Source organism: Fodinicola feengrottensis (assembly GCF_010993775.1).
Lineage (GTDB): Bacteria > Actinomycetota > Actinomycetes > Mycobacteriales > HKI-0501 > Fodinicola > Fodinicola feengrottensis.
Genome location: NZ_WOTO01000006.1, coordinates 189,917 through 216,690 on the forward strand (window position 1 = coordinate 189,917; position 26,774 = coordinate 216,690).

28 protein-coding genes and 8 pseudogenes are annotated in these 26,774 nt (G+C 66.7%); 24 read left to right on the top strand and 12 right to left on the bottom strand.

Annotated features, from left to right (window positions below):
• The first annotated feature begins 1 nt into the window (after position 1).
• The 9 genes from GNX96_RS49900 (at position 2) to GNX96_RS07820 (ending at position 7,349) form a co-directional block, all read left to right on the top strand.
• Positions 2–334, top strand: a complete 333-nt coding sequence (locus tag GNX96_RS49900; protein WP_279579717.1) for an Mce/MlaD family protein — start codon at positions 2–4, stop codon at positions 332–334.
• Positions 331–3,159 carry an MCE family protein gene (locus GNX96_RS49905; RefSeq protein ID WP_279579718.1) on the top strand — a complete coding sequence of 943 codons (2,829 nt, stop codon included), beginning with the start codon at positions 331–333 and terminating at the stop codon, positions 3,157–3,159. Before GNX96_RS49900 ends, GNX96_RS49905 begins: the two co-directional genes overlap by 4 nt.
• A gap of 43 nt (positions 3,160–3,202) precedes the next feature.
• Complete coding sequence (locus GNX96_RS07795) at positions 3,203–4,108, top strand: MCE family protein (RefSeq protein WP_279579719.1); 906 nt, start codon at positions 3,203–3,205, stop codon at positions 4,106–4,108.
• Positions 4,099–4,389 (top strand): hypothetical protein, encoded by a 291-nt coding sequence (locus GNX96_RS49910; protein WP_279579720.1) that lies wholly within the window; start codon positions 4,099–4,101, stop codon positions 4,387–4,389. Before GNX96_RS07795 ends, GNX96_RS49910 begins: the two co-directional genes overlap by 10 nt.
• Positions 4,386–4,586, top strand: a complete 201-nt coding sequence (locus GNX96_RS07800; RefSeq protein WP_163567544.1) for a hypothetical protein — start codon at positions 4,386–4,388, stop codon at positions 4,584–4,586. Before GNX96_RS49910 ends, GNX96_RS07800 begins: the two co-directional genes overlap by 4 nt.
• A complete protein-coding gene (locus GNX96_RS07805; RefSeq protein WP_163567545.1) occupies positions 4,583–4,888 on the top strand; it encodes a hypothetical protein in 306 nt (101 codons plus the stop codon). The genes GNX96_RS07800 and GNX96_RS07805 overlap by 4 nt, the downstream gene beginning before the upstream one ends.
• 1 nt (position 4,889) lies before the next feature.
• Positions 4,890–6,101, top strand: a complete 1,212-nt coding sequence (locus GNX96_RS07810; protein WP_163567546.1) for a hypothetical protein — start codon at positions 4,890–4,892, stop codon at positions 6,099–6,101.
• A complete protein-coding gene (locus GNX96_RS07815) occupies positions 6,098–6,640 on the top strand; it encodes a hypothetical protein (RefSeq protein ID WP_279579721.1) in 543 nt (180 codons plus the stop codon). Before GNX96_RS07810 ends, GNX96_RS07815 begins: the two co-directional genes overlap by 4 nt.
• 403 nt (positions 6,641–7,043) lie before the next feature.
• Positions 7,044–7,349 (top strand): nuclear transport factor 2 family protein, encoded by a 306-nt coding sequence (locus GNX96_RS07820; protein ID WP_163567547.1) that lies wholly within the window; start codon positions 7,044–7,046, stop codon positions 7,347–7,349.
• 4 nt (positions 7,350–7,353) lie between these two features.
• On the opposite strand, the gene GNX96_RS07825 is transcribed toward GNX96_RS07820, so the two are convergent.
• Positions 7,354–8,517, bottom strand: coding sequence for a helix-turn-helix domain-containing protein (locus GNX96_RS07825; RefSeq protein WP_279579722.1), 1,164 nt, complete (start codon positions 8,515–8,517; stop codon positions 7,354–7,356).
• Between the two features lie 302 nt (positions 8,518–8,819).
• Here GNX96_RS07825 and GNX96_RS07830 point away from each other — a divergent pair, with 302 nt between their 5' ends.
• Complete coding sequence (locus tag GNX96_RS07830) at positions 8,820–9,185, top strand: hypothetical protein (protein WP_163567549.1); 366 nt, start codon at positions 8,820–8,822, stop codon at positions 9,183–9,185.
• A gap of 84 nt (positions 9,186–9,269) precedes the next feature.
• Here GNX96_RS07830 and GNX96_RS49915 read toward each other — a convergent pair whose 3' ends face one another.
• The 5 genes and pseudogenes from GNX96_RS49915 to GNX96_RS07850 all read right to left on the bottom strand — a co-directional run bounded on the left by GNX96_RS49915 (position 9,270) and on the right by GNX96_RS07850 (position 12,154).
• Positions 9,270–10,037, bottom strand: coding sequence for an MFS transporter (locus tag GNX96_RS49915; RefSeq protein WP_279579742.1), 768 nt, complete (start codon positions 10,035–10,037; stop codon positions 9,270–9,272).
• Positions 9,931–10,512, bottom strand: a complete 582-nt coding sequence (locus tag GNX96_RS49920) for an MFS transporter (RefSeq protein WP_279579723.1) — start codon at positions 10,510–10,512, stop codon at positions 9,931–9,933. Before GNX96_RS49920 ends, GNX96_RS49915 begins: the two co-directional genes overlap by 107 nt.
• Entirely contained in the window at positions 10,512–10,985 is a 474-nt protein-coding gene (locus GNX96_RS07840) for a cupin domain-containing protein (RefSeq protein WP_163567550.1), read from the bottom strand. Before GNX96_RS07840 ends, GNX96_RS49920 begins: the two co-directional genes overlap by 1 nt.
• Before the next feature lie 22 nt (positions 10,986–11,007).
• Positions 11,008–11,481 (bottom strand): cupin domain-containing protein, encoded by a 474-nt coding sequence (locus tag GNX96_RS07845; protein WP_163567551.1) that lies wholly within the window; start codon positions 11,479–11,481, stop codon positions 11,008–11,010.
• A 54-nt stretch (positions 11,482–11,535) separates the two neighbouring features.
• Positions 11,536–12,154 (bottom strand): annotated as a pseudogene (locus GNX96_RS07850) (mycothiol-dependent nitroreductase Rv2466c family protein).
• Between the two features lie 98 nt (positions 12,155–12,252).
• On the opposite strand from GNX96_RS07850, the gene pdxR reads away from it, so the two are divergent.
• Entirely contained in the window at positions 12,253–13,695 is a 1,443-nt protein-coding gene (pdxR, locus tag GNX96_RS07855) for a MocR-like pyridoxine biosynthesis transcription factor PdxR (protein WP_163567552.1), read from the top strand.
• 491 nt (positions 13,696–14,186) lie between these two features.
• Here pdxR and GNX96_RS07860 read toward each other — a convergent pair whose 3' ends face one another.
• Positions 14,187–14,507, bottom strand: a complete 321-nt coding sequence (locus GNX96_RS07860; RefSeq protein WP_279579724.1) for a hypothetical protein — start codon at positions 14,505–14,507, stop codon at positions 14,187–14,189.
• 17 nt (positions 14,508–14,524) lie between these two features.
• Here GNX96_RS07860 and GNX96_RS07865 point away from each other — a divergent pair, with 17 nt between their 5' ends.
• The 3 genes and pseudogenes from GNX96_RS07865 to GNX96_RS62885 all read left to right on the top strand — a co-directional run.
• On the top strand, positions 14,525–14,962 hold the full coding sequence (locus tag GNX96_RS07865; RefSeq protein ID WP_163567554.1) for a S8 family serine peptidase: 438 nt from the start codon (positions 14,525–14,527) through the stop codon (positions 14,960–14,962).
• A 2-nt stretch (positions 14,963–14,964) separates the two neighbouring features.
• A pseudogene (locus tag GNX96_RS62880) lies at positions 14,965–15,027 on the top strand (hypothetical protein); the annotation flags it as partial.
• A 122-nt stretch (positions 15,028–15,149) separates the two neighbouring features.
• Positions 15,150–15,203: pseudogene (locus GNX96_RS62885) on the top strand (hypothetical protein); the annotation flags it as partial.
• Positions 15,204–15,403: 200 nt separating this feature from the next.
• On the opposite strand, the gene GNX96_RS49925 reads toward GNX96_RS62885, so the two are convergent.
• Entirely contained in the window at positions 15,404–15,553 is a 150-nt protein-coding gene (locus tag GNX96_RS49925; RefSeq protein ID WP_279579725.1) for a hypothetical protein, read from the bottom strand.
• A 2-nt stretch (positions 15,554–15,555) separates the two neighbouring features.
• Here GNX96_RS49925 and GNX96_RS49930 point away from each other — a divergent pair, with 2 nt between their 5' ends.
• Positions 15,556–17,544 (top strand): protease-associated domain-containing protein, encoded by a 1,989-nt coding sequence (locus GNX96_RS49930; protein ID WP_279579726.1) that lies wholly within the window; start codon positions 15,556–15,558, stop codon positions 17,542–17,544.
• A gap of 51 nt (positions 17,545–17,595) precedes the next feature.
• On the opposite strand, the pseudogene GNX96_RS07880 reads toward GNX96_RS49930, so the two are convergent.
• Both GNX96_RS07880 and GNX96_RS60935 read right to left on the bottom strand, forming a co-directional pair.
• A pseudogene (locus tag GNX96_RS07880) lies at positions 17,596–19,061 on the bottom strand (1,4-alpha-glucan branching protein domain-containing protein).
• A gap of 347 nt (positions 19,062–19,408) precedes the next feature.
• Positions 19,409–19,879: pseudogene (locus GNX96_RS60935) on the bottom strand (class I SAM-dependent methyltransferase); the annotation flags it as partial.
• A 192-nt stretch (positions 19,880–20,071) separates the two neighbouring features.
• Here GNX96_RS60935 and GNX96_RS07890 point away from each other — a divergent pair.
• Positions 20,072–20,452 (top strand): hypothetical protein, encoded by a 381-nt coding sequence (locus GNX96_RS07890; protein ID WP_163567556.1) that lies wholly within the window; start codon positions 20,072–20,074, stop codon positions 20,450–20,452.
• A gap of 144 nt (positions 20,453–20,596) precedes the next feature.
• Here the strand turns inward: GNX96_RS07890 and GNX96_RS07895 are convergent, their stop codons facing one another.
• Positions 20,597–21,190: a TetR/AcrR family transcriptional regulator gene (locus GNX96_RS07895; RefSeq protein ID WP_279579727.1), complete on the bottom strand. Its 594-nt coding sequence runs from the start codon at positions 21,188–21,190 to the stop codon at positions 20,597–20,599.
• 58 nt (positions 21,191–21,248) lie between these two features.
• On the opposite strand from GNX96_RS07895, the gene GNX96_RS07900 reads away from it, so the two are divergent.
• The 8 genes and pseudogenes from GNX96_RS07900 (at position 21,249) to GNX96_RS07915 (ending at position 26,009) form a co-directional block, all read left to right on the top strand.
• Positions 21,249–22,046: an alpha/beta fold hydrolase gene (locus GNX96_RS07900; RefSeq protein ID WP_163567557.1), complete on the top strand. Its 798-nt coding sequence runs from the start codon at positions 21,249–21,251 to the stop codon at positions 22,044–22,046.
• Positions 22,047–22,265: 219 nt separating this feature from the next.
• The gene (locus GNX96_RS49940) at positions 22,266–22,637 is read left to right on the top strand and encodes a CoA-binding protein (protein WP_279579728.1); all 372 of its coding nucleotides are present in this window, start codon (positions 22,266–22,268) and stop codon (positions 22,635–22,637) included.
• Positions 22,522–23,892: pseudogene (locus GNX96_RS07905) on the top strand (acetate--CoA ligase family protein); the annotation flags it as partial. The gene GNX96_RS49940 and the pseudogene GNX96_RS07905, both read left to right, overlap by 116 nt.
• Entirely contained in the window at positions 23,876–24,256 is a 381-nt protein-coding gene (locus tag GNX96_RS49945; protein ID WP_279579743.1) for an acetate--CoA ligase family protein, read from the top strand. The pseudogene GNX96_RS07905 and the gene GNX96_RS49945, both read left to right, overlap by 17 nt.
• Positions 24,253–24,567, top strand: coding sequence for an acyl-CoA dehydrogenase family protein (locus GNX96_RS49950; protein ID WP_279579744.1), 315 nt, complete (start codon positions 24,253–24,255; stop codon positions 24,565–24,567). Before GNX96_RS49945 ends, GNX96_RS49950 begins: the two co-directional genes overlap by 4 nt.
• 63 nt (positions 24,568–24,630) lie before the next feature.
• Positions 24,631–25,017: pseudogene (locus GNX96_RS49955) on the top strand (acyl-CoA dehydrogenase family protein); the annotation flags it as partial.
• Positions 25,018–25,063: 46 nt separating this feature from the next.
• Positions 25,064–25,411, top strand: coding sequence for an acyl-CoA dehydrogenase family protein (locus tag GNX96_RS49960; RefSeq protein ID WP_279579745.1), 348 nt, complete (start codon positions 25,064–25,066; stop codon positions 25,409–25,411).
• 4 nt (positions 25,412–25,415) lie between these two features.
• Entirely contained in the window at positions 25,416–26,009 is a 594-nt protein-coding gene (locus tag GNX96_RS07915) for a TetR/AcrR family transcriptional regulator (protein ID WP_163567558.1), read from the top strand.
• Positions 26,010–26,021: 12 nt separating this feature from the next.
• Here the strand turns inward: GNX96_RS07915 and GNX96_RS07920 are convergent.
• Positions 26,022–26,661, bottom strand: a pseudogene (locus tag GNX96_RS07920) (HD domain-containing protein).
• Positions 26,662–26,774 lie beyond the last annotated feature (113 nt).

Below are 26,774 nucleotides of genomic sequence, written 5' to 3' on the forward strand. Positions count from 1 at the left end.
CGTGACCGACGACGTACGGCTGGACGGCGCCCAGGTGAAGGCGACCTTCCGGGTGAAGAACGCGTGGGTGGGCAACGCCAGCACGGTGGCGATCAAGATCAAGACGTTGCTGGGCGCCAAATTCCTCTCTGTCGACCCGCTCGGGGCGAAGGACCAGGACCCGTCGGCGACGATCCCGCGGGCCCGTACGGTCTCGCCTTTCGACGTGGTGCAGGCATTCAACGGCCTGTCGGCCACTGTCGGGGCGATCGACACGGACCAGCTGGCGGCGAGCTTTCAGGCTATTTCCAGCGCTTTCGCTGGCGCGCCACACCGTACGTACGCTCAGCGGTGACCGGGCTGGCCGCGCTGTCCACCACGATCGCTTCCCGGGACGCGCAACTGGCCCAGCTGCTGGCCAACACCCGCCAGATCACCGGCACTTTGGCCGCCAACAACAGCGAATTCGACGCGCTGCTTGCCGATGGCAACCTGTTGTTGAACGAGCTGGCCCAGCGGCGCACCGCGATTGGCCAACTGCTCACCGGCACCCAGTCGCTGGCCACCCAGATTTCCGGCCTGGTGAGGGACAACGAGACCCCAACTCGGGCCGACGCTGCAGTCGTTGAACACGGTTTTGTCGGTCCTGAAACAGAATCAGGCCAACCTGAACCAGGCTCTCGCGCTGGCCGGCCCGTACTACCGGCTGATCGGCAACACGATGGGCAGTGGCCACTGGCTGGACTCGTACGTGTGCGGGGTCGTGCCGCCGTCGTACCTGCCGCCGGGCAGCGGACCGCCGACTGGCTGCGAGCCGCCCAAAAACGGAGGCAACTGATGACCGCCGGAAGATGGCGGGTGCTGGCCGCCGCCGGGGTCGTGGTGCTGCTCGTGCTGACCGCCGCGGTGTGGTGGGTCTTCGCTGACGTCAAAGCGAAACACATCACCGCCTATTTCACCCAGACGGTCGGCGTCTATCCCGGGTCGGACCTGCGCATTCTCGGCGTACGAGTGGGCACGGTGAACACGGTGACCCCGGCTGGCACCGAGGTGCGGGTCACCATGACCCTCGACGGCGACGTGGACGCGCCGGCGGCCAACGCCGGCGCGGTGGTCGTGTCGCCGAGCGTGGTCGCGGACCGTTACGTGCAGCTCAGCCCGGCCTACACCGGTGGCGCTCCGATGTCGGACGGCGCCGTCATTCCGATCACGAGAACGGCTACCCCGCTGGAAATCGACCAGCTTTATGCCAGCCTGACGAAGTTGTCCGACGCGCTCGGACCGCACGGCGCGAACTCCAAAGGCGCGCTTTCGGACTTGCTGAACACATCGGCGGCCAACCTCGACGGCAACGGTGCCGCGCTGGGCACGATGATCTCCCAGCTCGGTAAGGCCACCCGGACCCTCGCCGGTTCCAAGGACGATTTCTTCGGCACCGTGACCAACCTGCAGCAGTTCACCGGCATGCTCCGAGACAACGACGCGAATGTCCGTGCTGTGCAACAACAACTCGCGACGGTCGGCGGGTTCCTCGCGGCTGATCGGCAGGATCTGTCGAACGCGCTGAAGACATTGGCGACCGCGCTGACCCAGATTCGTTCGTACGTTTATCCAGACCCACCGGGACGCGCTCAAGTCCAGTGTGGACGGTCTCGCCCAGATCACCGCGATCCTGGTCGCGCAACGGGCGTCGCTGGCCGAGACGCTGGACACCGCGCCGCTCGCGTTGACCAACCTGGCGGCCGCGTACAACCCGAACACCCACACGCTGGACGGCCGGGCCAACCTGAACGAGATCAGCATGGGACCACAGCCATCGCAGCTCACCCCGGTGCCGGCCGGCAAGAGCCCGGCGCTGCCGCTGCCGTTGCCCACGGTTGGCCAGGCCTACGGCTCGGGAGGCGCGAAATGACCGCCGGTACGCTTCGAAAACTCTCCGTCCTGCTGGTGGCGGTGCTGGCTGGCGCCCTGCTGGCCAGCTGCGGATCGGGCGGTTACAAGGGAATCTACGACCTACCGCTGCCCGGCGGCGCGGACCTGGGTGCCCACCCGTACCGCATTACAGCACAGTTCGCCGACGTGCTGGATCTGGTGCCGCAGTCCGCGGTGAAGGTCAACGAGGTGGCGGTCGGCCGGGTGGAGAGCATCGACCTGCCGACCAACGGTTGGACCGCGAATCTCACCTTGCTGATCAACGCGAATGTGAAGCTGCCCGCGGATTCTTATGCCTGGCTGGAACAAAGCAGCCTGCTGGGGGAGAAGTATGTGGAGCTGGGTGCGCCGCCCGGCCAGCCGGGCACCGGCCGGCTGGTGAACAACGCGACGATTCCCTTGGATCGTACGAATCGGAACCCCTCCGTCGAGGAGGTGTTGGGCGCGCTGTCGATGCTGCTCAACGGCGGCGGGATCGGGCAGATCCAGACCATCACCCGCGAGCTGAATTCGGCTTTGTCCGGCAACGAGCCGCAGATCCGTTCCCTGCTGGCGAATCTCAACACTCTCGCCACTTCGCTGAACGCACATCGCCAGGACATCACCGACGCGTTGACCGCATTGGACAAGTTGTCCCACACGTTGGCGAACCAGCGGCAGGAAATCAGCAGGGGGGTGCTGCAGTCGCTGCCGCCCGGTTTGCAGGCGATCAACCAGCAGCGGCCGGACCTGGTCCGGATGTTGACCGCGTTGAATTCGCTGTCCAGCGTCGCCGTCGACACGATCAAGCGCAGCAAGAACGACTTGGTCGCGGATCTGAAAGCGCTGGAGCCGACGTTGCGCCAGCTGGCTGCCTCGGGGCAGGCGCTGCCGCAGTCGTTGCAGGTGCTTTTCACCTATCCCTTCACGGATTACTCGCTGAACGCGATCCGCGGTGACTACCTCAACGTCTACCTGTCGGTGGTCGCCGCACCCGGGACCGTGCTGATCCCACCGGTGTTGCCAGCCGCTCCTACCGACCCGAATCCCAGCAACGCGGCGAACAACGCGGTGCCGCTGCCACTGCCGCCGGTGAATCCAACGACCACCGGCCAAACTTTCGGCCCACCCAGCCAATCTCCACCGGGCCGCCCCGGTGGCAAGCCCAAACCGTCCGGTTCAGGCTCCTCGTCGCCCTCCGGATCGGCACCGTCGTCCGGCTCGCCGTCCCCATCCGGTGGCAGCCCGAGTCCCACCGGGAGCCCGTGATGTTGACCGTTGGAGTACGGGGGCGAAAGTCATCGCCTTCGCGGTGATCGCGGTGCTGGTCATCGCTTTCGTCGGCTATCGGTACGCCGGCCTCGGCCCGCTGGTGGGTCTGCGCGGCTATTATGACGTGACGGTGAATCTGCCGTCTTCGGGCGGCATTTACACCAATGCGGACGTGACTTACCGGGGTGTTTCGATCGGCCGGGTCGGCGAGCTTCGGCTGACTCCGGACGGTATTCAGGTCGATCTGCAAATCACCAACGGGACGGCCAATATCCCGGTGAACGCGCGGGCCGTGGTGACCAACCTGTCCGCGGTCGGTGAGCAGTATGTGGACCTGCGGCCAACCAGCGACTCCGGACCGTATCTGAGCAACGGCTCGACGATCGCGGTCGAGCAGACTCAAACTCCGATCCCGGTACAGACTTTGTTGCTGAGCGTGGACAGTTTCGCCACCTCGGTGCCGACCGAGTCGCTGCAGGTGGTGGTCAACGAACTACACGCGGCGCTGCAGAACCAGGGGCCGAACCTGCAGATCCTGCTGGACACCACCGGCGACTTCGTGCAGGCGGCGGACCAGAACCTGCCGGCCACCTCGGCGCTGATCGTGAATGGGCGTACGGTCCTGCAAACTCAGGCGGACCAGAGCGCCGCGTTGGTGTCTTTCGGCCGGGACGCGAAACTTTTCGCGCACCAGCTGGCCACCTCCGACCCGGACCTGCGCCGGCTGATCGCGGCCGCTCCCGGTGCGGCCACCCAGATCAGCGGCCTGCTCACCGACACCGACCCGGGTTTGGGCGTGTTGCTGGCAAACCTGCTCACCACGACGAATGTCGTAGAGACCCGAACCGGCGCGCTGAACCAGCTGCTCGCATTGACCCCGACGGCCACCGCGATCGGATCGACCGTGGTGCAAGGAAACGCGCGCTGCACCTGGGCATGGCCGTGACGTTCTTCAACCCGCTGCCATGCGTGGCGGGCTATGGCGGCACCGACTATCGGAACGGTCTGGACACCACCCCGCAAGCACCACTTAACACCGCGGCGAAATGCACTTCTCCGGCCAGCAGTGGCATTCTCGTCCGCGGCTCCGCCCACGCGCCGTACGGCGGGGGAGTGCCGACGGTGGTCGATCCGCCGCAGGCGCTGGCCGGCACCGCCGCCGGGTTGACCGACCCGCCGGCTCCGGTGCCGAACAGCATGGATGGGCTGTTGGGGGTGTCGAAGTGAGCCGTCGCTGGAAAATCGGCGTGGCCGTACTAGCTGTCGCGGTCGCCTTCGCCGGCTGGTCCGGATGGACGCTGCAGCAGGCGAACGCCAGCTCCGCCGTCCGGTACGGCCAGCTGCGGGACGGTGTTTTGAGCGCTGGCCGGCAGTCCGTGGCCACTCTCACCACGGTTCGCCGGCAGAGCCCCGAAGTGACGTGAACCGCTGGCTGTCGTGTACCACCGGCGCGCTGCACCAGGAATTGGTACGGGTAAAGGCAGACACCGTCAGCCAGCTGCGCAAAGCCAGCGCCACTGCGGTTGGCACGGTCACCGCGGCCGCGGTGGTGACGATGGACGAATCGGCCGGGACCGCCACACTTTTGACCACCGTAAGCCTGGAAATCACCCCGAGCAGCGGCTCGCCGACCACCGAGCGGCACCGCTATCGGGCCGTGCTCACCCGTGCCGGCGCCGGCTGGAAAGTCAGCTCACTCAGTCCCGTACCGACTGGGAAGGCGTGAGATGACCACGACAATGCAGGCTCCGGCGCAGGTGGAGCAGGAAAAGGCGCGCAAGCCCTGGGGTTTCGCGGTGCTGGTCGTGGTCATCCTGGTGGCCGTGGTCGCCGGTGGGTGGCTGCAGGTGGAAACGGCGAAGGTGCGGGGCAGCGTGGCGGCCACCAACCGGGCCGTACGCGACCCGGCCGCAGGCCAGGTCGTCGCGACCCAGCTCTCCGCTTCGGTCGCCCGGATCTTTTCCTATACCGCAACAGATCCGACGGCCACCAGCCGGTTCGCGGACCAGGCGTTGACCGGCACCGCGGCGGCTCAGTACAAGCTGCTTTTCGGCCAGGTCAGCGCGCACGCGGGGGAGCAGAAGCTAACCGTCGCGACGACGGTCGTCTCGACCGCCGTCAGCTCCCTCACCGACAACCACGTGGTTGTGCTTTTTTTTCTGCGACCAACGCGCGGCAAGGGCCGGCCAGCCGGCCACCGTCGCGGCGGCCGACCTGCTCGTCACCGCCGACCGGACGAACGGCCGGTGGCTGATCAGCGCTATCCAGGCTGTCTGAGCGTCCCGAGAGGAAGGAACGCGATCATGAAACGACTGCTATCGGTACGGGTGTGGACCGCTCTCGTCGCGCTGGCTGTGGCGGCCGGGGCGGTCCTCGCGGCCGCGCCGGCGGCGCAGGCCGACACGATCCTGAACGCCGTCTACGATGTGAACGGCACGTCGATGATCAAGAAAACCGGGTCGGTGCTCACTCTCGGGCCGACCAAACTGTCGGCTGTCCTGGACCTGGACACGTCGACCTTCACCGCCGACCTACCGCTGCCGCCGGCGCAGTCGACCTTCAAAATCCTCGGACTGCTACCGGTTTCCGCGACGACCACGTTCGTCAACGTTGGCCAGACGACCGGCACGGTCGACCAGAACACCGGCGGGATGACCAGCATCTCCAAGGTCATCATCCGGCTCAGCAACGTCAAGGTCGGCGGGATTCCGACGCTGGTCGGGCCGCACTGCGAGAGCGTCTCCCCGGCGACTATCCAGCTGACCGGCAAGGACGGGTTCAACGCGGTGCTCGGCGGGCCGGTCGGCGGCACGTACACGATTCCGCCGTTCGGGCACTGCCTGCTCCAGCAGTTGCTGATCAACCAGCTGATTCCCGGGCCGGGCAACACCATCGACGCCACCCTCGGCCCGCCGGTCATCACACGAGAGCAGCCGTGAAAACCCTGCTCCGCCGTGTTGTCCGCACCGTCCCGTTGGGTGCGCCAGCCGCAAGTAAAGCGGCGTTGCGGACAAAGCCGCTGGCCAACCGCTTGTTGGTCAACCCGGTGCTGGTCGCGGCGATCGCGCTGGTGGTGATAGCGGTCGCGGCGGCTGGGTGGTGTGGCTGGTCGTACCAGCAGGCCGCGCACGACGAGTCGCTGCGGTATTCGCAGCTGCGGGACGAAGTACGTCAGGCCGGCGAGCAGGCGGTCCAGAACCTGAACACGTTGGACTACCGGAACGCCGCCGCGGGCCTCGCGGTGTGGGCCCAGTCCACCACCGGTGACCTGCACCAACAGCTCACCGACAACCGGCCGCAAGTGACCGCGCAGCTGCAGAAGGCGCAGACCGTCACCACCGCCCGGGTGTTGGAGGCGGCGCTGACCACGCTGGACGACCGGGCCGGCACAGCGACCGTGATCGTCGCGCTCAAGATCACCGTAACCCGTCGACCGGCGCGCCGGTCGACAAGAGCAACCGCTTCGAGGGACAGCTGACCCGTACGGACGACGGCTGGAAACTGGCCGCCGTCGGCCCGGTGCCCATCGGCACCGGCTCGGGCTGAGAGAGGAAACGCGGTGCCCGCGAAACAAACCGACATCGAACCGGCGCAGGTCGACGAGGTCGAGGAAGTCAACGGCAAGGTCGTGCCGGCCGTACGGCTGACAAAGCCCGCTGTGGGCGAGAAAAAGCCGCTGTCGTGGCGCTGGCCGGCGGCGCTCGCGGTCGTCGCGGTGCTTTTCGGTGGCGCGGCGACATGGTGCGGCGTGCAGGCATCGCAGCTGCGTACGAGCGCGTCCGCGACGAACACCGCGCTGACCGACGCGGCCGGCACCGCGGCGGTGAAAAGGCAGATCACCACCGCGGTCACACACCGTTTTTTCGTACGACTACGCGCATGTGGACACCACCGAGAAGGCTGCCGGCCGGTTGCTCACCGGATCCGCGATCCAGCAATACACCAAGTTGATCGCGTTGGTGAAGCAGCAGGCGCCGCAACAGAAACTGGTGCTGACCACCAGCGTGGTGACGGCCGGTGTGGTGAGCCTGCAGGGCGATCGGGCCCGGCTGCTGGTTTTCGCCGACCAGCGCAACGTACGCTCGGACACCGGCCAGGCGAGCTACGCCGGCACCCATTTCGCGGTGGACGCGGTAAGGGTGGGCGGTGTCTGGAAAATCGCCAACCTCGACTTCTTCACCAGCTGAGAATCTACTTGTCTGACCGGCGTCGCAGCACGGCCTCCATCGACCAGCGCGCGTCCGGGTCCTGGAGCTGGCCGGGCAGCGCGTCCTCCAGTTGGCGGATCCGGTAGCGCACGGTCTGCGGGTGGATGTGCAACTGCTCGGCCATCAGCGCTGCGCTGCCCTGGGTTTGCAGCCAGGCCAGCAAAGTTTCGGCCAGCCGGTCCCGCTGCTTGACGGCCATGTCGTCGAGCGGGCCGAGCACCCGCTCGCGGATTTGCTCGACCAGCGCCGGATCGCAGGCGAGCCACAGCGGGATCAGGTGGTCGTCGCAGCGTACCGCTGGCTCGTCCACCACCTGCAGTGCCTGCCGCGCCCAGCGCAGCGAGTCCGCGGCCTGGCCGAGCGGCACGGTCAGGCCGATCGCGAGGCGCGTTTCCCCCAAGCCGTCCCGAAGTCTGCCCAACTCCAGGTCGTCGATCGGCCCGGCAGCGAGCAGGCACGGGTCGGTCGGATGCAGGTCAGCGAGCACCGACGGCGACAGCAGCGGGTCATTGGGCAGGTCACCCGGTTCGACCGCGACCAGCGTCACGGTCGCCGGCAGCGCCCATTCGGCCGCCTCGGCGAGCTCGGCCAGATCGCTCGCACCGACCAGAATCGCCCGGAGCAACCGTCGCTGCCCCTCCCGGCGGGCCTGCGCGGAACCGGCCTTCGCCCGCGAATAACCGTCCAGCGAGAGCGAGGCGAGCTCGTCGATATACGCGAAAATTCGGTCCGCCAGCATGGAAACCGCCTGGCTGGAGAAGCTGTAGCGGCGCCCCACCTTCATGATCCGCTGCCACGCCACTCGGGCGCCGACTCGGTAGGCCGCCTGCAGCGGATCCATGCTGCGGCCGGCCCGTTCCTCGTTCTCGCCGAGCCGCCGGCACACCTCGTCCCGGTGCATCGAAGACACCGGCAACCCGCCCAGCTGATCCACGAAACCGGTGATCGCCTCCGCCGTCCCCACCCGCAGCGCGTGCCCGTACGGACCGTCCAGCGGCTGCGCGTATTCCGGGATCGACCGCCTGATTTCGTCGATGATTTCGGCGGCCAGGCTGGGAAGCTCCGGCCGCAGCGTCTCCGCCAACTGCCGCAGCTGGCGCGGCGGTGGACCTCCCGATCGGCTGGCCTCCTGCAGGTTCGCAGCCACAGTGCTCCCTTCCCCGTTGGCCCACAGAGTGAGCTGGCCCACAGTTAGCAGGCTAAACCCTTCTGTGAGGGACCTGTCCCACCGAACGGGAAATCCTTTACGCCGAACGGCCACATTCGGGTTACTTTTCGCGACATAACTGCTGTGTGGAAGGTGGCCGCTTCTGGTCATCGGTCGGACGTCTGCCTTTGCGCTGCCAAATTGGCATCTTTCGTACGATTCATCGTCCGTACCGACCACGGTGCCCCAAAAGGACACCTCCTCGGACCCGCTACCTTTGACCCGACACGGGAGGCTTGTCGGTGGACATCAGTTTCGAGGTACCGGTCGATCGCGCGTACATCCGGGCGGTGGTGCGAGCGAGCCTGCGGTGGCGCCTCGTTCTCTTTCGCGTGCTGGGCCCATTGATGCTTGTCTGCGGCGTGTTTTCGCTGGTCACATCCCAAGAAGTGGATTACACGGTGGTCTTTCTGACCGTGATGGGTGTCTTCGTGTTCTTCGTGCCCACGCTGATTGGCTGGGTGTCGTGGCGGCAGGTCGCGAAGATGCCGAGGCAACCCTGCTCTACCGGATTACCGAGCAATCCCTGGACACGACGACGCCTGTGGGCAGCATGCAGCGGCCGTGGTCAGCGGTCCGTACGGCGACGGTCAGCCGGTCGATGCTGATGTTGCGGCTCCGGCCCGGCGGTTTGATCGGCCTGCCGCGAACGGCCATGACCGAGGGGCAAATCGCCCAATTGACCGCTTTCCTCAGCGCACGGGGTCTGCTGACAACCTAACGGCCGCCGGCACGCGGGTTCGTTCCGCCCAGCGTACGGCCGGGCCCATCGCGGTGCCGGCGAGCAGGAACAGCACGCCGAGCACGATCCAGCCGGGCGTGCCCCACGTGATGATCAGGGTGGTCAGCGCCAATGGTCCGGCCATCCTCGCGATGGCTGTGCTAGTGCCGAAAAACCCCTGGTATTGGCCCTGTTTTCCGGCCGGAGCCAGGTCGAAACCAATTTCCCAGGAGCCGGCGCCGAGCATCATCTCGCCGATCACCTGCAGCACCGCGCCGGCCAGCAGGACGAGCCCGGCGAGCCAGGCCGACGAGCCGAGGGACGACAGCGCGAAAACCGCGCAGGCGGCCAGCATCGCGATGCCGGCCAAGCGTACGGACCGGGCCGCGGACGTGAGGCCAGTGACCCGGCTGGCCACCCGTACTTGGAAAATCACCACGCTGAGGGTGTTGAGCACCAGCAGTGCGGACACCATCCAGTGTGGCGCCGCGGTGCGCTGGACGAGCCAGAGCGGGATCACCAGGCTGAGCAGCGGCATATAGAAAAGCATGATGGTGTTGAGGAAGGTCACCAGGGTGTACGGTTTGTCCCTTAGTACGGCCAAAGCCGGCTCGCCGGAGGGTCCGCGCGGGCTAGCGGCGACGGCCGGCAGCCGGCGCAGCGCCAGCGCGGAAAGCAGGAAACTGACCGCGTCGATCGCGAAAACCACCAGGAAGGCCGTACGGGTGTTCAGCGTCAGCGCGAGGCCACCCAGGGCCGCTCCAACCGCGAGCCCGGGCATTGACGGTGGACTGCAGATAAGCCCGCACCTCGGTGCGTTTTTCCTTGTCCACCAAGCCCGCCAGCAGCGCCTGCCGGGCCGCGCCGAGGCCGCACTGGCAGCTGGCGTAAAGGCACGCGGCGATCAGGAACGGGACAAATGACCGTACGAGCAGAAAAGACGCGACCGACAGGCCGGTCGCGACCGCCAGCAGGACGGCTATGCCACGGGGTCCGCGACGATCGGCGAGATACCCCAGCGGCACCCCGACCACCGAACCGATCGCCCAGCCCAGGGTCAGGCCGAGGCCGACCTGGGTGGGTGTCAGGCCGATGAAAAGGGTGAAATAGAGCGCGGACGTCACGTAGTACGCGCCGTCGCCAATCGCGTTCGTCAGCTGCGCCTGGGCGAGCATCCGCGCCGGCCCGGCCGGTGGGACGATGCGGATCGCCATCACGCGAGGGTGTTGTCGTATTTGTCGTAAAGCGTGGCCCACTCCGCCTCGGAAAGTTTCCGCTCGTTGTTGCTGATGTCCATCAGCTCACGGAAATACTCCTCACGGGCCTCGCCCGGCGCGAAGATGACCATCATCGAGGCCGGTTCGTCGCTGACATTGCGAAAGGCGTGGATGCCGCCGGCTGGTACGTGCACGAAATCACCCGGCGAGCTCAGCACCCATTCCGTTCCGTTGTAGATCTCCACGGTGCCGGCGGTGATGAAGAATGACTCGGAGAACTTCCGGTGGAAATGCGGGTCCGATCCGCCAGATCGCGGCTGCATATTCCATTCGTACAAGCCGAACTGTCCGTTGGTCTCGGCGCCAGTGGCGACGAACCGGGCGAAGGACCGCTTGGTCCTGGTCGTCTCGACTTCGCCGTTGCGGCGAACGATCGCGCTGACCTCGCCACTTTCCTTGTTGTATGTCACTTTTTTCGCTTTCTTGCGCGGATCAGCTGAAATGGTTGTCGTGCCGTACGAAGAACTCGGTCCATTCCTCGTCGGTGAGTTTGCGCCCGGTGTTGCGGATCTCGGTCAGCTCGCGGAAGTAGTTCTCCCGGGCTTCGCCGGGAGAGAACAGGATAAGCATCGAAGCCGGCTCGTCGGTGTCGTTCCGGAATCCGTGCAGACCACCCTCGGGCACGTGGACGAAGTCACCCGGGACGGTTTTCACCCATTCCCGGCCGTCGTAGATCGTCACGCTGCCGGACAGAACGTGGAATGACTCCGAGTAGGTCCGGTGGAAATGTGGATCCGGACCGCCGGCCCGCGGTTGCATATTCCACTCGAAAAGCCCGAACTGGTTGTTCGTGTGCTCGCCAGTGGCCACAAAACGGCCGAAAACCTTGGCCGTACGCACGGTTTCGGCGGCAGCATATGGCCGTACGAGTGCGCTGACCTCGCCAGTGTCCTTTGTGTAAGTCATTTCGCTCCTTTTGGCGACCGGATGAGCAGGCCGACCCGCGCCGCGGCCGCCTCCCTAATCGAACGATAGCTGGTCGCGGGAACGCTTCAGCTCCGCGAAGCCGCGCACCCCGCTGACCAGCACGACGCCGTCCCACAGCCGCCCAGCCTCGTCGCCGCGCGGAATCCGCGAAAGCACCGGTCCGAAGAACGCGTTTGGTTGGCCGTCCGGCCCGGGCAGGTGGATCGACGGCGTGCCGAGGTTCTCGCCGACCGGATCGAGGCCGGCGTGGTGACTGGCCAACAGGGCCTCCTCGTAGTCCGTGCTGTCGGCCGCGTCGGCGAGCTCGACCGGCAGTCCGACCTCCGCCAACGCCGAGACGTAGAGCTCGCGGCTGATCGGCGTTTTGTCGTGGTGGATCCGGTTGCCCAGCGCCGTGTAGAGATCGCGCAGCACGTCGCCGCCGAACTTCTGCTCAGCGGCGATCGCTACCCGCACCGGCCCGCGGGTGTCCTTGAGCCAGTTCGCGTACCAGTCGTCCAGGCCCTCGCGGCCGTCGTTGAGGATCGACAGGCTCATGACGTGGAAGCGAATCCGCACGTCACGTACCTTCTCCGACTTCCAGCAGCCAGCGCGAGTTGTTCCACGCGAAGGGGCATTTCGGGTCGAACCACATGTCGGCCGTGGTGGTCATCGGTGTCTCCTCGGATCTCCAGCTGTCTACACAGGACACTAAGCAGTAGATTGGCCGGCGGTAAGGTCCAATTCTCGGTAACTTGATTGGGTCATTCGGTGGACTTCCACGTCAGTCTCGCCGGCCGCGGCGACCTCGCCGCGCGGATCTACCGGCAACTGCACGACGCTGTCCTGGACGGCCGGCTGCGGCCCGGCGAGCGGCTGCCGTCGGCCCGTGACCTGGCCGCCCAGCTCGCGGTGTCCCGCAACACCGTCGCCGCCGCGTACGAGCGGCTGACCGCCGAGGGTTTCCTGGTCGGGCGGGTGGGCGCCGGCACTTATGTGCAGGCCGAGAAGCTGGGGCAGGGACGGTCGCGGACCGCGCCGGGCGGTGCGGTCGTACGACCGCGGGCGCTGTGGCGGGACCTGCCGGCGGCCCGGACCCCGACCGCGGCGGCGCCGTACGACTTCCGGGTGGGGATGCCGGACCCGCGGCTGTTCCCGTTGCAGAGCTGGCGCCGGCTGGTGACCCGCGAGCTGCGGCCCGGCCTGCTGCATTCGGCCGAGTACAAGGACCCGGCCGGCCATCCGGGCCTGCGCGCCGCGATCGCCCGGCATCTGGGTGTTTCCCGGTCGGTACGCGCCGGCGCCGACGACGTGGTCATCACCCACGGTGCCCAGCAGGCCATCGACCTGATCGGCCGGGTGATGGTCGACCCGGGCGACACGGTCGCGGTCGAAGAGCCCGGCTATCCGCCCGTACGCGCGCTCTTCGAGAGCCTGGGTGCGCGGGTGGTGGGCGTACGAGTCGACGCCGAGGGCCTCGACGTGACGGCGCTGCCGGCCGCCGCGCGGCTGGTCTACACCACGCCGTCGCACCAGTTCCCGCTCGGCACCACGATGTCGCTGCGCCGCCGCGACGCGCTGCTGGAGTGGGCGGCGGCACGGCACGGCGCGGTCGTCGTCGAGGACGACTACGACAGCGAGTTCCGGTTCTCCGACCGGCCGCTGGAGCCTTTGCAGAGCATCGACCGGTACGGCCGGGTGGTGTATGTCGGGTCGTTTTCCAAGACATTGTTGCCGATGTTGCGGCTCGGCCTTCTCGTCGCGCCCGTCTCGCTGCAGCCCGCGCTCCGGGCGGCGAAACAACTTTCCGACTGGCACAGCGAAATGAGCACCCAGGCGGCGCTCGCGCGGTTCGTCGAGGACGGCCTGTTGGCCCGGCACATTCGCCGCGCGACTCGCGAATACGCCGGTCGCTACGAGCTGATCCACGAGGCACTGCAGGGAAGTCTCGCACCCTGGTTGGATCCGGTGCCCTCGGTTTGCGGTCTGCATGTGTGTTCCCGGTTGCGCGCGGACACCGGAATCGATGTCGCCGCGGTGGTGGAGCGGGCGGTGGCCGCCGGTGTCGCGGTGGAACCGTTGTCCGAATACTGCGCCGGCGAACCCGCCCAGGGGCTGGTGCTCGGCTACGGCGGCATCGCGATCGCCGACCTGCCAGCGGGATTGCGCAGGCTGGCGGACAGTTTCCAGGCGGTCTCCGGTGAAATCGGATGATCGGTCGGTAGTCAGGACATTCTCTGGCCCATTCGGGCACTTCGGGGGGCCTTGTCGAGCACGGGGGGCAACCTTGTCGGCGGGTTCAGTTGTCCTTGCGTTCGTACGTTCGCTTTCCAGGTCTGGATGGGATGTCGATGAGGCGAAGACCTTTCATGGCCAGTGGGCTGGCTTTTGTGCTGGTGGCGGGCATGGTGGGGGTGGCGCCGGCCGGCGCCGGCGCCGCACCGCCGTCGCCGGGAAAACCCGGGAAGGCGACCGGGAAAAGTCAGGTGGTCACGCTGATCACCGGCGACAAGGTGACGCTCTCCGGCAGCGGCGCGCAGCAGTCGGCAGTTGTGTCGGCGGCCCTTGGTAGAACCCACATGTCCTTTGTCATCAACAAAGTCAAAGGACGACGTGACCGTCCTGCCGGCCGACGTGCTGCCGTTGTTGGCCGCTGGCAAGGTGGATTCGCGGCTGTTCGACGTGAGCCTGCTGGTTCGCGACGGCTACGACGACGCGCACCGAGCCGACATCCCGTTGCTGGAGACCGGCCCGGCCGGCGCCCGGCCGGCCGTGTTGCCGGACGCGCAGAACAGCGTCTCGTTCGCGAAACTCGGGATCATCGCGACTCGGGTCAAGAAGCCGACCGCGACCGCGTTCTGGCAGGCGGTCCGGGGTGGCACGGGTGCGCGTGCGCTGGCCGCGGGCGTACAGAAGCTGTGGCTGGACGGGAAAGTGCACGCCGCACTGGACCAGAGCGTGCCGCAGATCGGTGCGCCCGAGGCGTGGAAGGCCGGTTTCACCGGGAAAGGCGTGCCGGTCGCCATCTTGGACACCGGTTTGGATGCCGATCATCCGGATTTCGCTGGTGAGGTGCTGGCGAGCAGGGACTTTTCCCGGTTCCACCACCGGAACGCAGGACCATTTCGGGCATGGCACCCACGTGGCCTCGATCGTTGCTGGCAGCGGCGCGGCTTTCGGTGGGAAATACAAAGGTGTCGCGCCGGGCGCGAAGTTGTTGATCGGCAAAGTGCTGGGCGACGACGGCTCCGGCTACGACTCGGGCATTATCGCCGGAATGCAGTGGGCGGTTGATCAGCATGCCCGGGTGGTGAACATGAGCCTGGGATCGGACGAACCCAGCGATGGCACCGATCCGATGTCGCAGGCGGTGAACATGTTGACCGCACAGTCGGGCACCTTGTTCGTGCTGGCGGCCGGAAACTCCGGGCCTTCTTCGCAGGTCGGGTCGGGTCGCCCGCCGCGGCGGACGCGGCGTTGACCGTGTCCGCGGTCACCAAACAGGACCAGTACGCCACCTTCTCCAGTCTTGGCCCGAGGCTGGGTGACTACGCCGTGAAGCCGGATATTTCCGCACCGGGGGTGGATATCGTGGCCGCGCGCGCGCCGCCGGCAGCGATATCGGCGACCCAGTCGGAGATTCGTACCAGCGGCTGTCTGGCACGTCGATGGCGTCGCCGCACGTGGCCGGCTCGGCGGCGATTCTGGTGCAAGAGCATCCGGATTGGCAGGCCGACCAGCTCAAGGCCGCACTGATGTCCACCAGTAAGCAGATATCCGGTGCGAATGTCTACCAGCAGGGCGACGGTCGGGTGGACGTGGCGCGAGCGTACGCGCAGAAAGTCACCGCGACCGGCAGTCTCTCTTTTGGCTATCTTCGGTGGCCGCACATGGGGCAGCCGCCGGAGACCAAGACCATCACCTACCGCAACGACGGCGATACGGCGGTGACCCTCGCGGTGACGCCGGCGGTGACAGACGCGAGTGGGAAGCCGGCGGCGGACGGGAGTTTCGCGCTGTCAGCGACCAATGTGGCCGTACCAGCACATGGCAGGTCCACTGTGGACGTCATCTTTGATCCGGCCAAGGCGCCAGTCGGCCAGCCAGTACGGCGGATGGATCACCGCGACCGCTGGCGACACCGTCGTACGCACCGCAGTCGGGGCGTACCAGGAACCGGAGAAATACGATCTGACCCTCACCGTGCTTGGCCGGGACGGAAGACCAGCCACCAACGGCGAGGTTTTTGGCATCAACCGGGCGAACATGCAGCCCTTCGGTGTTCAGGTCGGGCCGGACGGGACGGTGAGGTTGCGGCTCGACGCGGGCCACCTCGCGTTCGCGACCACGGTGTACCAGTTTTCCGGCGATGACGTCGTCTCGACCGCCGGGATTTCCACGCCGGATCTCGACCTGCATGCCAACACCAGTCTGACGATCGATGCCGCGAAGGACGCCCAGCCGTCGGTCATCACGGTCGACCAACCGGGTGCCCAACAGCTCAGCCAGATGTTGGGGTGGCATTTGACCGGGATGCCGATCGGGCTCTACCTCGCCCAGCTCGTGGGCGGCGGTGCCGCACTCTACAGTGGCTCGGTGGGCAAACCAGCGGCGGATTTCCAGCTGGGGCTGGAAAGCACGTTCGCCGAACCCGAGGCGGTGGTGACTGGCATAGGCTCGGGCGGTTCTCGGGTTGTGCTGTCGTACGCGGTCAACTCGCCCCGGGCCACCACCAAGGGCACCCGGCAGCTGGTCAGTGGCGGCACTGGAACACCGGCCGATCTGTCCAAAGCGGAGGTGAAAGGGCGGGTGGTTTTGGTCGCGCCGGCCGGCAACGACCCGGCGGTGATCGCGGCCGACGTCGCCAAGGCAGGTGGTGTCGGGATGATCGAGGTCGGTCGGCTATTCAGTGTTCCCAACGACACCCCCATCCCTGTGTATGAGGCCGGCACCGAGGCGGACAGTCAGCTGTTGTTGGACGCCGTCGCGCACGGCCCGACAACGGTGTCGCTGACCACGGTGGCTTCCAGCCCGTACCAATATGATCTGTTCTATCCGATCAGTGGGGCGTTTCCGGTCGGTGGTTTGCGACATGAGACCAAGAGCCAGCTCGCGCACATAAAGGCGAAATTCCGGGCCGCCGGAGTTTCTTACGGATACACGTTTATCGCCGGTGACTTCAATGGTTTCTTCAGCAACATCGAGATCCCGGTGGGGCTGCCTTCCACCCAGGATCAGTATCTGTCGCCGAGAGTCAGTTGGCTGGTGGGAGGCATGATCGGCAGCTATTTCGACCAGACGAACTGGTTCTCGGCTCGGCAGAGCCTGCCCGCCCAGGCGTTCCGCGCCGGCAGGGCCGTCGAGCAGTCGTGGAACGGAGCGGTCTTTTCGCCCAGGGTGTCGACCGCGCCGGTATTCACCACCGACCCGCCATACGCCTACCGGTCCGGTGACACGCTTGGCTTCGGAATTCCGCTGCGAGTGGACAGTTCCGCCGACCATTCCGATTACACCTGTTACCTCGGGATGGGATCGAATCAGCTGCTTCGCAACGGCACACCGGTCACCACCGGACCCGGCGCCAGTCCGTGCCCGGGCGGTGGGGAATGGACCGTCCCGGCCGATGACGCCGCTTACGAGTTCAAGGCACAGATGGCAAGCGATGCGCCGGCCTCGACATTCTCCAGCAGGGTGTCCGCGACCTGGGATTTCCGGTCGGCGCACGTGGCTGGGAATGCGAACCAGCCGCTGCCGTTGCTGGATGTTGGCTATTCGCCGCCTGCCGATGACTACAACCGGGTCCCGGTCAATGCGGTGGTGCCGATTTCTGTTGGTCGTCAGCGGGGCTCGGCGGCGGCACGAGTGTCGTCGGTGCAGGCGTGGGCTTCCTTTGATGACGGCAAAACCTGGTCGCTCGTACGGGCCGTTGGCGCTGGTGACACCTGGGTGTTGCCGGTGCTGGGTGGAAAGTCCGGGGGATTCGTGTCGCTGCGGGTGAAGGCGACCGACACCGCTGGCAACTCGGTGGACGAGACGATGGTTCACGCTTACCAGCTGCGGTAAGGCGTACGTTGGCAACGCCCGCGGGAACGACGCGTTTTCGCGGGCGTTGTTTTAGAGCTGTCGGGCGTCCAGATGGGCGAAAGGGCCGTCGACGACGCGGAGCTGGGCGGCGAGGGTTTCGGCGGCGCGGCGGTGGCCGGCGTAAAGGAGATCGGCGAGCTCAGCGACCTGGGCGGCGTGTTTCGCGGCCCTGCAGCGGGCGTAGTGGGCCGCCGAGTCCTTCGTGACCATGAACGCCCAGTCGCTGGAGAGGGCGAGCAGCGCCTCAGTGGCCAACTGGTCGAGCACCGGGTCACGGTCGGCGGTACCGAAGTCGTCCACTGTGGACAGCAGGCGATCGGCGACTTTCGCGTTGTCCGCCACCAGATCGGCGACCTGCTCGCCGTCCCATACTCGCCAGTCCTTGCCGGATCCCCACGATGACGCCGGAATCTCCCGCTCCGGCCCGAGATGGCCGGCCGCGAGCGCGCCGCCGAGAGTCGTCACCCGTACGCCCGCCTCGGGCAACCGGCGCAAGACCGCGGCCAGCCACTGTGGTTCCTTCGTGCCACCAGTGCCCGAAAAGCTCGGTGTCGTACGCCGCCACCACCAGGCTTTCCTGGCCGTGCTGGTCAGCCAACGACACCAGCCGGTCACGAACCCGAGCCACGAAGTCGTCCGCGTCCGCGCTGGCCTGCGCCGCACCGGCCGCCGGATCCCACGGCTTCTTCGCCTCGGAGGGAAGGTGCTTTCCGGTGACCTGGACCGGCCGAAAACCGGAGGCGTGGTCAAAGGTGTGGAAATCCCGGTACGGTGCGGATCCCGGATATCCGGCCTTGGGCGACCACACCCGGTAAGTGACCTCCAGGTCCCTGGCGAAAGCGACCACGTCGGTGCCGACGACCGGATATGCGGCGTGCGTCTGGCCCTGGACGGCCGGACCATCAATCAAGAACCGTTGGACGCCGGCGTCTACATAGGACGCTTCAAGGCCGGGCCGGTAACCACATTCCGGTGCCCAGATTCCGGCCGGCGCGAAGCCATACCGCTGCCGGGCGTCGTCGTCCAGCCCGACGGCGAGCGCGAACCGCTGCAGCCGAGAAGGCAGCAATGGCTGGAAAGGATGCATCGCCGGCCCGCCCAGCAACTCGACCGTGCCGCTGCTGGCCAGCTGTCCCAGCACCGGCGAGCCACCGTGCATCCACCGGCTTTCGAAGTCGTCCAGGCACGCCGAGGCGGCCCGCCATTCGTACGAGGCCAGGGATTTGAGGTGTGGCTCTGGTCGGCCGGCCAGCTCGGCGGCGCGGAGTTGCCAGTTCGCGATCCAGGTGTGCAACTCCCGGAGGGTGTACGGGTCGTCCAGCATCGCCGCGACCGTCGGTGTAATGCCTAGAGTGAGCACGTCCGGCCGGTCCAGCGCCTCGATCACCCTGACGACCCGCTGCCAGGAGGCGGTGAATGCCTGGTACGTCCCATTCCTCGCCGACTGGCCAGGTGCCGGCGTGCGGCAGCCACGGCAGGTGGGTGTGCAGGACCAGACAGAACGTGCCGACTGGCTGGCTCTCTTCTTCACCGCGATGGCGAAAAGATCGAGGCTCGCATCCACCTTGTCTTCGGTGACCACGAAATCCGAGGCCCGTACGGCGGTCACCGCCCGGCGCAGCTCCGGATGCCAGGTGGCCGGCGGCTCGGCCAGTTGGGCCGCCACGAAACCGTCGAAATGTTTGTCCGCTCGGCGCAGCCGCGGTCCATGATGGACACCGAGCATCCGCGACACCCGGAAATGCGGCGCCAGCAGCTCGTCCAGCTCGGCGGCGGTGAGTTCCCTGGTGTGGAACGGATTCAGCGGTTTGTCCAGACCGGGGGAGAACGTCAGCCGGTTCGGGGTGGAGATCAGGAAAGTGCCGGCCGGTCGCAACACCCGGGCGCATTCGGAGATGAATTCCGGTTGATTCCAGAGATGTTCGACGGTCTGCAGGCTGACCACCGCGTCCACCGCCGCATCGGCCACCGGCAGCGCGGCGAGATTGCCGCGGATCGCCGACACCTGCGGGTATTTGCGGCTCACGTGCTCGATAGCGGAAAGGTCGTAATCCAGTGCGAACACCTGTCGCGCGGAGGTCGCCAACACGGCGGCGCCGTATCCCTCGCCGGCGCCGGCCTCCAGCACATCGGCTCCACGCACCCACGACAACGCGTACTGATAGGCGACCTCATGCCGGCGGAACCAGTAGTTCTCGTGCGCGATGCCCGGCACCGTGCGCTCGCCGGTCAGCGGGAGAGCGTCCCACTCAGCTGCGGAGATGCTACTGATCGTCACACCGCCTCGGAGAGGTCCTGTTCTGGTCGTCAGCACAACTTAGCATCGCCGCGGGCAACACCCTACCGGCGAGTACCCCGACCGAAGTCGGCCATTTCGTAAGTGTCGGGCTTTCGATTGTCAACGTGCGGTGAACGGTTCAAAGCCGGATGGAACAGCTTGTGTCCCGGGGATGTCGCCACGATGGTGACTGGCGGAACTCCCCCTTGATCAGAAGAGAGGTTTCGCATGAGGTCGAAAATCAAGCGGGCCGGATGGACGGCCGCTGGAGCTGTCCTGATGGCCGGCGCGCTCGCCGCCACAGTCACTCCGGCCGCCGCCGCACCAGCGAATGGCGGACCGTGGGAGTGCGACGGTGTCACCAACTGCCAGCGAATCGCCAACCTGAACGGCGGAAACATCTTCGTCGACATCGATGCGTGGGGCGGCGGCGATGAGAAGCTCGCCTGGCAGATGGAAGGCGTCGGGAACTGCGACAACGTCACGACGATCAATGCCCCGGCCCAGACGTGGGAATGCTGGGGTGTGCCAGGTGGTGCGTACACGTTGAAGGCTTACGGCAACGGTGGCATCCACAGTTTCCGGATGGCCTGGCGCCAAGCGCCGTAGTTTCTCCACTGAGAAAATGGCTGGGTCGGTGTCGGCTCCCGGTTGCCAGGAATGGACTTATTGCCAGGATCCGTCCTTGGTTCCAGCTGTTTCCCCTGCGCCAAAACGGCCGCGCACCAAACTTGGGTGCGCGGCCGTTTTGGCTCAGGTCAGGTCGGCGCGCTCGACCAGCTGCCAGAGGACCCGCCGGCTGGTCGAGTCGCGGCGGCCGTTGACCAGCTCGACCAGCGCTGTTTCGGCGGCCATCGCGATCAGCAGCCGGGCGGCGGCGACCGGCTGCCGCCACCCCATCGCCCGCAGGTCTGGCGCCGCGAACTGCGCGAAAGCATCGTTGCGCAGCGCCACCTCAGCGGCCACCGAGTCATCGTTGCGGGCTTCCAGTAGTAGGGCCTTCACTCCGCGGGCGGCGAGGCACGCGTCGAGATAGGTCGTCATGCCCTGCCGGAGCCGGCCCAATCCCGGCTCCAGTCCGGCCGTCGCCGCGGTCACCGCCACCGTGACGCGATCATGGAAATTGCCGTGCAGCGCGCTCAGAAATGCGCTGCGATCGGGAAAATGCACGTAGAACGTGCCTTTCGCGACGCCCGCCTGCGTGACGATCCGGTTCACACTCATTCCGCCCAGCCCATGTCGCTCGGCGACGGCGAGGCCGGCGTCCAGCAACGCCTCGCGGGTCAGTTCGGCAGCTGCTTGCCTTGTTGGCATGCCTCCAGGATAGCCCACTGACCGACCGGTCACCCACTGGTACAGTTTCAGTGACCGACCAGTCGGTCACTGAAACTCGAGAGGGGATCCCATGCCGTACGTGTCGACCACTGCCGGGCGGGTGTTCTACCGCGAGCGCGGCGCCGGCCCGCCGATAGTGCTGTTGCATGCGGCGCTGCACGATCACACCGATTTCGACCTGATCGCCGAGCCGCTGTCGGCCGACCACAAGGTCATCGCGGTGGACTGGCCTGGGCACGGTGAGTCCGACCCGGCGCCAGCGCGGCTCAGCGCGCGACTTTTCGCCGACGTCCTGGCCGAAGTGGTACGAGGCCTGCCACCCGCTGTCTTTATCGGGAATTCCGTCGGTGGATATGCGGCGGCGAAACTTGCCATCGACCGCCCGGACCAGGTGAGCGGGCTGGTGCTGGTCAACGCTGGTGGCTTCATCGCGCAGAACATCGTGACCAGGGCCTGTTGTCGGCTACTGGGAGTAAAAGCGGTCAATCACTTGGTCATGCCGCGAATGGTGCCCAGCTATATGAAGGTGCGTACCGATTTCGACCGCGCGATCGCCCGACGGGTTGTCGACAAGGCCAAAACCGCTGAGGGCGCCCGGATCGACGCGGCGCTGTGGAAGAGTTTCGCCACTGTCGATTTCGACCTGCGGCCGGCGGCCGCCCGGTTGACCGCGCCAACCCTGCTGGTCTGGGGCGAGCGAGATCCGGTGATCCCGCTCAGTGCCGGCCGTACGACCCACCAGTCGCTGGCCGGATCCCAGCTGGAAACGCTGGACACCGGACATGTCGTCTTCGCTTCCGAACCGGACCGGTTCCTCTCGCTGGTCCGGCCGTTTATCGAGACGGTCAGCGGAAAAGCCCGGGCCTGATGGGCCTGCGCCGAACGGGAACCCGCGCGTGGACATTCGCGCGATCGCGCCGCCGACGCTGGTTCATTGGCGGCGGGTAATGGGGGATCCCGGCTTCGGGCTGAGGCCTGGTTGACATTCGCCGCTGCCAGGGCCAGGATCGGGCTCCATAACTGACTGACGGATCAGTTATTTATCGATCGGGAGTGGCCGCGATGCCGAGCGGGACGGGGGCTGGAGGTGTTCCGGGATCCGGCGTCGGTGGCGGTGGTCGGGGCTTCCGCGGATCCGGCGAAATGGGGGCATTGGTTGGCGTCCGGCGCGCTTGCCGGGCGGCATCGGCGGCGCGTCGACCTGGTGAACCGTGGCGGCGGGCAGGTGCTGGGGCAGCGGTGCGTACGGCGGCTGTCCGAGCTCGCGGAGCCGCCGGAGTTGGTCGCGCTGTGTGTGCCGGCCAACGCCATCGAACGGATCGTCGACGAGGCGCTTGAGATGGGTGTGCGCGGCTTTGTCGGCATCGCCGCCGGGGTGCCGGACGAGCGCCAGCTGGCGGCCCGGGATCCGGGCCGCCGGAGCTCGGCTGGTCGGACCGAACAGCCTCGGCATCTTTGACGCGGCCAGTGACCTGCGGCTGGCGTGGGGCGGTTTCACCGCCGGGCCGCTCGCGATCGTCTCGCAGAGCGGGCAGATTGGCTCGGAGATCGCGACTCTTGGGGCGCGCCAAGGGATCGGGATCGCCCGGTTGGTGTCGGTCGGCAACCAGTCGGACGTGACGGCCGTGGAAATGCTGGCTGATCTGGTAAACCATCGGCTGACCAGGATGATCGCGCTCTATCTGGAGAGTTTCGCCGGCGGCGAGGCACTTTTCGAGACCCTGCGCGAATTACGGGCCGCCGGGAAGCCGACGGTCGTCTTGACCGTGGGTGCCAGCGCGGCGAGCAGCCGGTTGGCTCGCTCGCACACCGGATCGCTCACGTCGTCGCTGGACGTGGTCGACGCGGCCTGTCGGGCGGCCGGGGTGGTACGGGTGCAGACGCCGGCCCAGCTAGTCACGGCGGCCCGTGCCTTCCTTGCTGGCACGGCGATCCCGGCTGGTCGGCGGGTCGCGATCGTGGCAGACAGTGGCGGACAGGGTGGCATCGCCGCCGACCAGGCCGCTGGCGCTGGGTTGTCGGTGCCAAGCTTTTCGTCCGCTCTCTCGGAAAGCATCGGCTCTGTGCTGTCGGCGGCCGCGGCCCACGTGAATCCGGTGGATCTGGCCGGTGCCGGCGAGCGGGAGTTGGCCAGCTATGCCGAAACCATCGATCGGGCGCTCGCCACCGACGAGGTCGACGGGGCCATCCTGACCGGCTATTTCGGTTGTTATGGCTCGGATACGCCGACGCTCGCTGAGCGCGAGCTGGAGGTCGCGCAGCGGCTCGGGAAGATCGCCGCCACTTACCGAAAACCGCTCGTCGTGCACACGATGGGCAGCCAGGGCCCGGTCACCGAGGAGCTCTGGGAGGTCGGCGTGCCGGCCTTCCCGACCATCGAGGCCGCGGTGTTCGCGCTCGCTCGGTTGGCTGATTTTAAAGATGTGAAACGAGAAAGGCCGGCAGGCCCGGTGCGTACGACCAGGATCCCCGGCGGATACTGGGCGGCCCGCGAAGCGCTGTCGGCGTACGGCATCCCCTTCCCCGCCGCCCGGCTCTTTCCCTTTGTCGACGACACGTTGTCGCCGCCGTACGTGCTGAAAGCCGGTTGGCTGGACCACAAAACCGAGGTCGGCGGCATTCGGGTCGCACTGGCGGACCGGGACGCGGTGTCCGCCGCGTACGAGCAGATGCGCGCCAGACTCGGCGATGGCGAATATGTGGTGGAGGAGCAGGACCTGCGGGAGGACGTGGTCGAAATGTTGGTCGGCGTCCGCCGGGACCCGGATTTTGGTGGTGGTGGTGGCGATCGGCGCCGGTGGTACGGCCGCCCAGCTGCAGCGGGACCTTGCGGTGGAGCTGGCGCCGGTGTCGCCGGAGACAGCCGCCGCGATGATCGACCGGCTGCGCTGCGCGCCCCTGCTGCATGGCTGGCGTGGTCGTGCGCGGACCGATGTCGTCGCTCTCGCCCGGCTGGTGGCCGAGATTTCCCAGCTGCCGCTGGAGTTCGCGGAGCTGGAGCTGAACCCGGTCCGGGTCGGCCCAGCCGGCGTGCTTGCGGTGGACGTACTGCTCGTACCGGAAGAAGGACGGTCATGACGATCCCGGCCTGGCCGTTGACCGACGAACAGCGGCAGATTGTCCAGCTGTGCCAGGACTTCGCTCGTCGGGAGATTCGTCCGCGCGGCCGTGAAGTGGATGAGGCGGACGTGGTCACCCCGGTCGACATCTTCCAGAAGGCGGCGCAGGTCGGCATCGCCGATTTCATGCTGCCAGCGGAATATGGCGGCGGCGGGATCACCGATGTGTTCACCCAGTGTCTGGTCCAGGAGGAGCTCTGTTGGGGTGATCCGGGGATCGGGAATTTGGTGTGCTCCAACGGTTTTTTTTTTTCGCTGACCCGATCTTGATGCTGGGCACCGAGGGACCAGCGGAAGCGGTGGCTCACCCCGCTGTCCGGCGCGGACGCGCCGATGACCGCGTTGGCCACCACCGAGGCGGAGTCCGGATCGGACGCGGCCTCGATTCGTACGACCGCGACCAAGGTCGAAGGCGGTTATCGGCTCAACGGCCGGAAGACCTGGATCTCCAACGCCGGCGCCGCGGAGGTCTACGTCATCTTCGCCAAGACCGATATTAGTCAGCGATCTGGTGGTGTTACCGCGTTCCTGCTGAAAAAGCCGGCCGCGGGAATGACTTTCGGTGCGCCGATGCGCAAGATGGGGCAGCGGGCGATCGTCTGCCGGGAGATCTTTCTCGATGACGTGTACGTGCCGACGGAAGACCGGTTAGGTGAGGAAGGGCAGGGTTTTCGCGGCCTGATGGGGACCTTCGATGTCTCCCGGGTGGTGCTCGGCGCGGCCGCGCTCGGTGCGGCCCGGGCCGCGTACGAATTCGCCTTGGACTATGCGAAAACACGCAGGGCAGTTCGGCGTACCGATCATCGAGCATCAGGCGGTCGCCTTCCGGTTGGCCGACATGGCCACCAAAATCGAGGCGGCCCGGCTGCTCGTCCACCATGCCGCCCGGGTGATCGACAGTGGCCAGACAGCCACCGGCCTCGCGGCGATGGCCAAGCTGACGGCCTCCGAAACGGCGATGTTCGTGACCTGGGCGGCCGTGCAGACGCTCGGTGGCTGGGGCTATTCGCGGGAATTCCCCGTCGAGCAATGGATGCGGGACGTGAAGCTGGAGGAGATCGAGGAGGGCACCTCTGACATCATGCGCCTGGTGATCTCCCGGAACCTCGGGTAACGCGATGCCGCGCCCCAGTGTGGAAGTCGAGCGCCGCCAGCAGATTCTGGACGCGACCTGTGCGGTGATCGCGAAATCCGGCCTCCAGCAGCTTCGGGTGGCGGATGTGGCGACCGCGGCCGGCGTCAGCACCGGGACCGTACACTATTACTTCGAAACGAAAAAAGAGCTGGTCGACGCTGCTTTTGTCTTCAATTTCGAGGAGTCGCTGGCACGCCGGCAGTGGATGCGTGAGTCGACGCGGGAACCGTTGGAGTTGCTGCAGGAGATTGTCGAGTCTTACCTGCCGTCTTCCGGAAAATCGCTGCGGGCCTGGCGGGTGTGGGCGCAGCTGTGGGCCGAGGGCATCCGCGATCCGGCTCTGCGGCGGGTGAACGAGGATTTGTACGGCCAGTGGCGGCAGTTGGTGGCCGAGGTCATCAAGGCCGCCCAGGATGCCGGCACGGCCCGCGCCGGCGACCCGGTGCGGCTGGCGAACATGCTGGTCGGGATGGTCGACGGTCTTGCCATGCAGGTGCTTTTGCGCTCACCCAGCATGTCCTTGGCCACCATGCGGGAAACCTGCCGCGTTTTCGTCACGGACTTGGTCGGCTGCTGACCCCTTTCGCTGTTATTCGGGCCATTCGTTGCGCAGGATCGTGTCCACAAAGTCCTCCCGGACAAACGATGGATCGAAATGGGCAAGTACGTCGGCGTTGACCGTGCCGAAGGTCGTCCGCGGGCGGTTGATGACGCCACGGGTGAACGCGGCCAGGATCTGCTTCTTGAATTCCGGCCGCGGATGCGCTGCCGTCACCTCGGCCACCAGCCCGGGGTCCAGGTCGCGGTAGCCGATGCCCAGTACGTCGGTCTCCACGCCCGCGGAGACCAGCGCGGTCTCGGGCTCGAGGAACTCCGGAACGCCGGGCGTGGTGTGCAATGCGATGCCCAGCCACACTTTGCGGGCAGCGTCGGCGGGCACGCCGTGTTCGGTGAGGAACCGCGCAGCGGTGTTGGCGCCGTCCACCTCGAATCGGAGATCGGTCGAGGCGTACTTCTCGGTGAGCCCGAGGTCGTGGAACATCGCGCCGACGTACAGCAATTCCAGATCCGGACTTAACCCGCGCCGCTGGCCTTGGAGGGCACCGAAAAAAAAACACTCGGCGCGAATGGTGGTAGAGCAGCTCGTCAGTAACCGCGCGTACCAACTCGGTGGCTTCCCGCACGAGGTGGGTATCCGGGATGCTCACGCCGGCAATCGTCTCGGTCATGGTCGTTCTCCCTCGCTTGCGTTCGTGCTGAACACCGTCATCCTCGGCCGCGTACGCTGGGCCCGGCCATGTCCGGCCGGACAGCTATCCCACAGATACGGACCTCTGGAGGC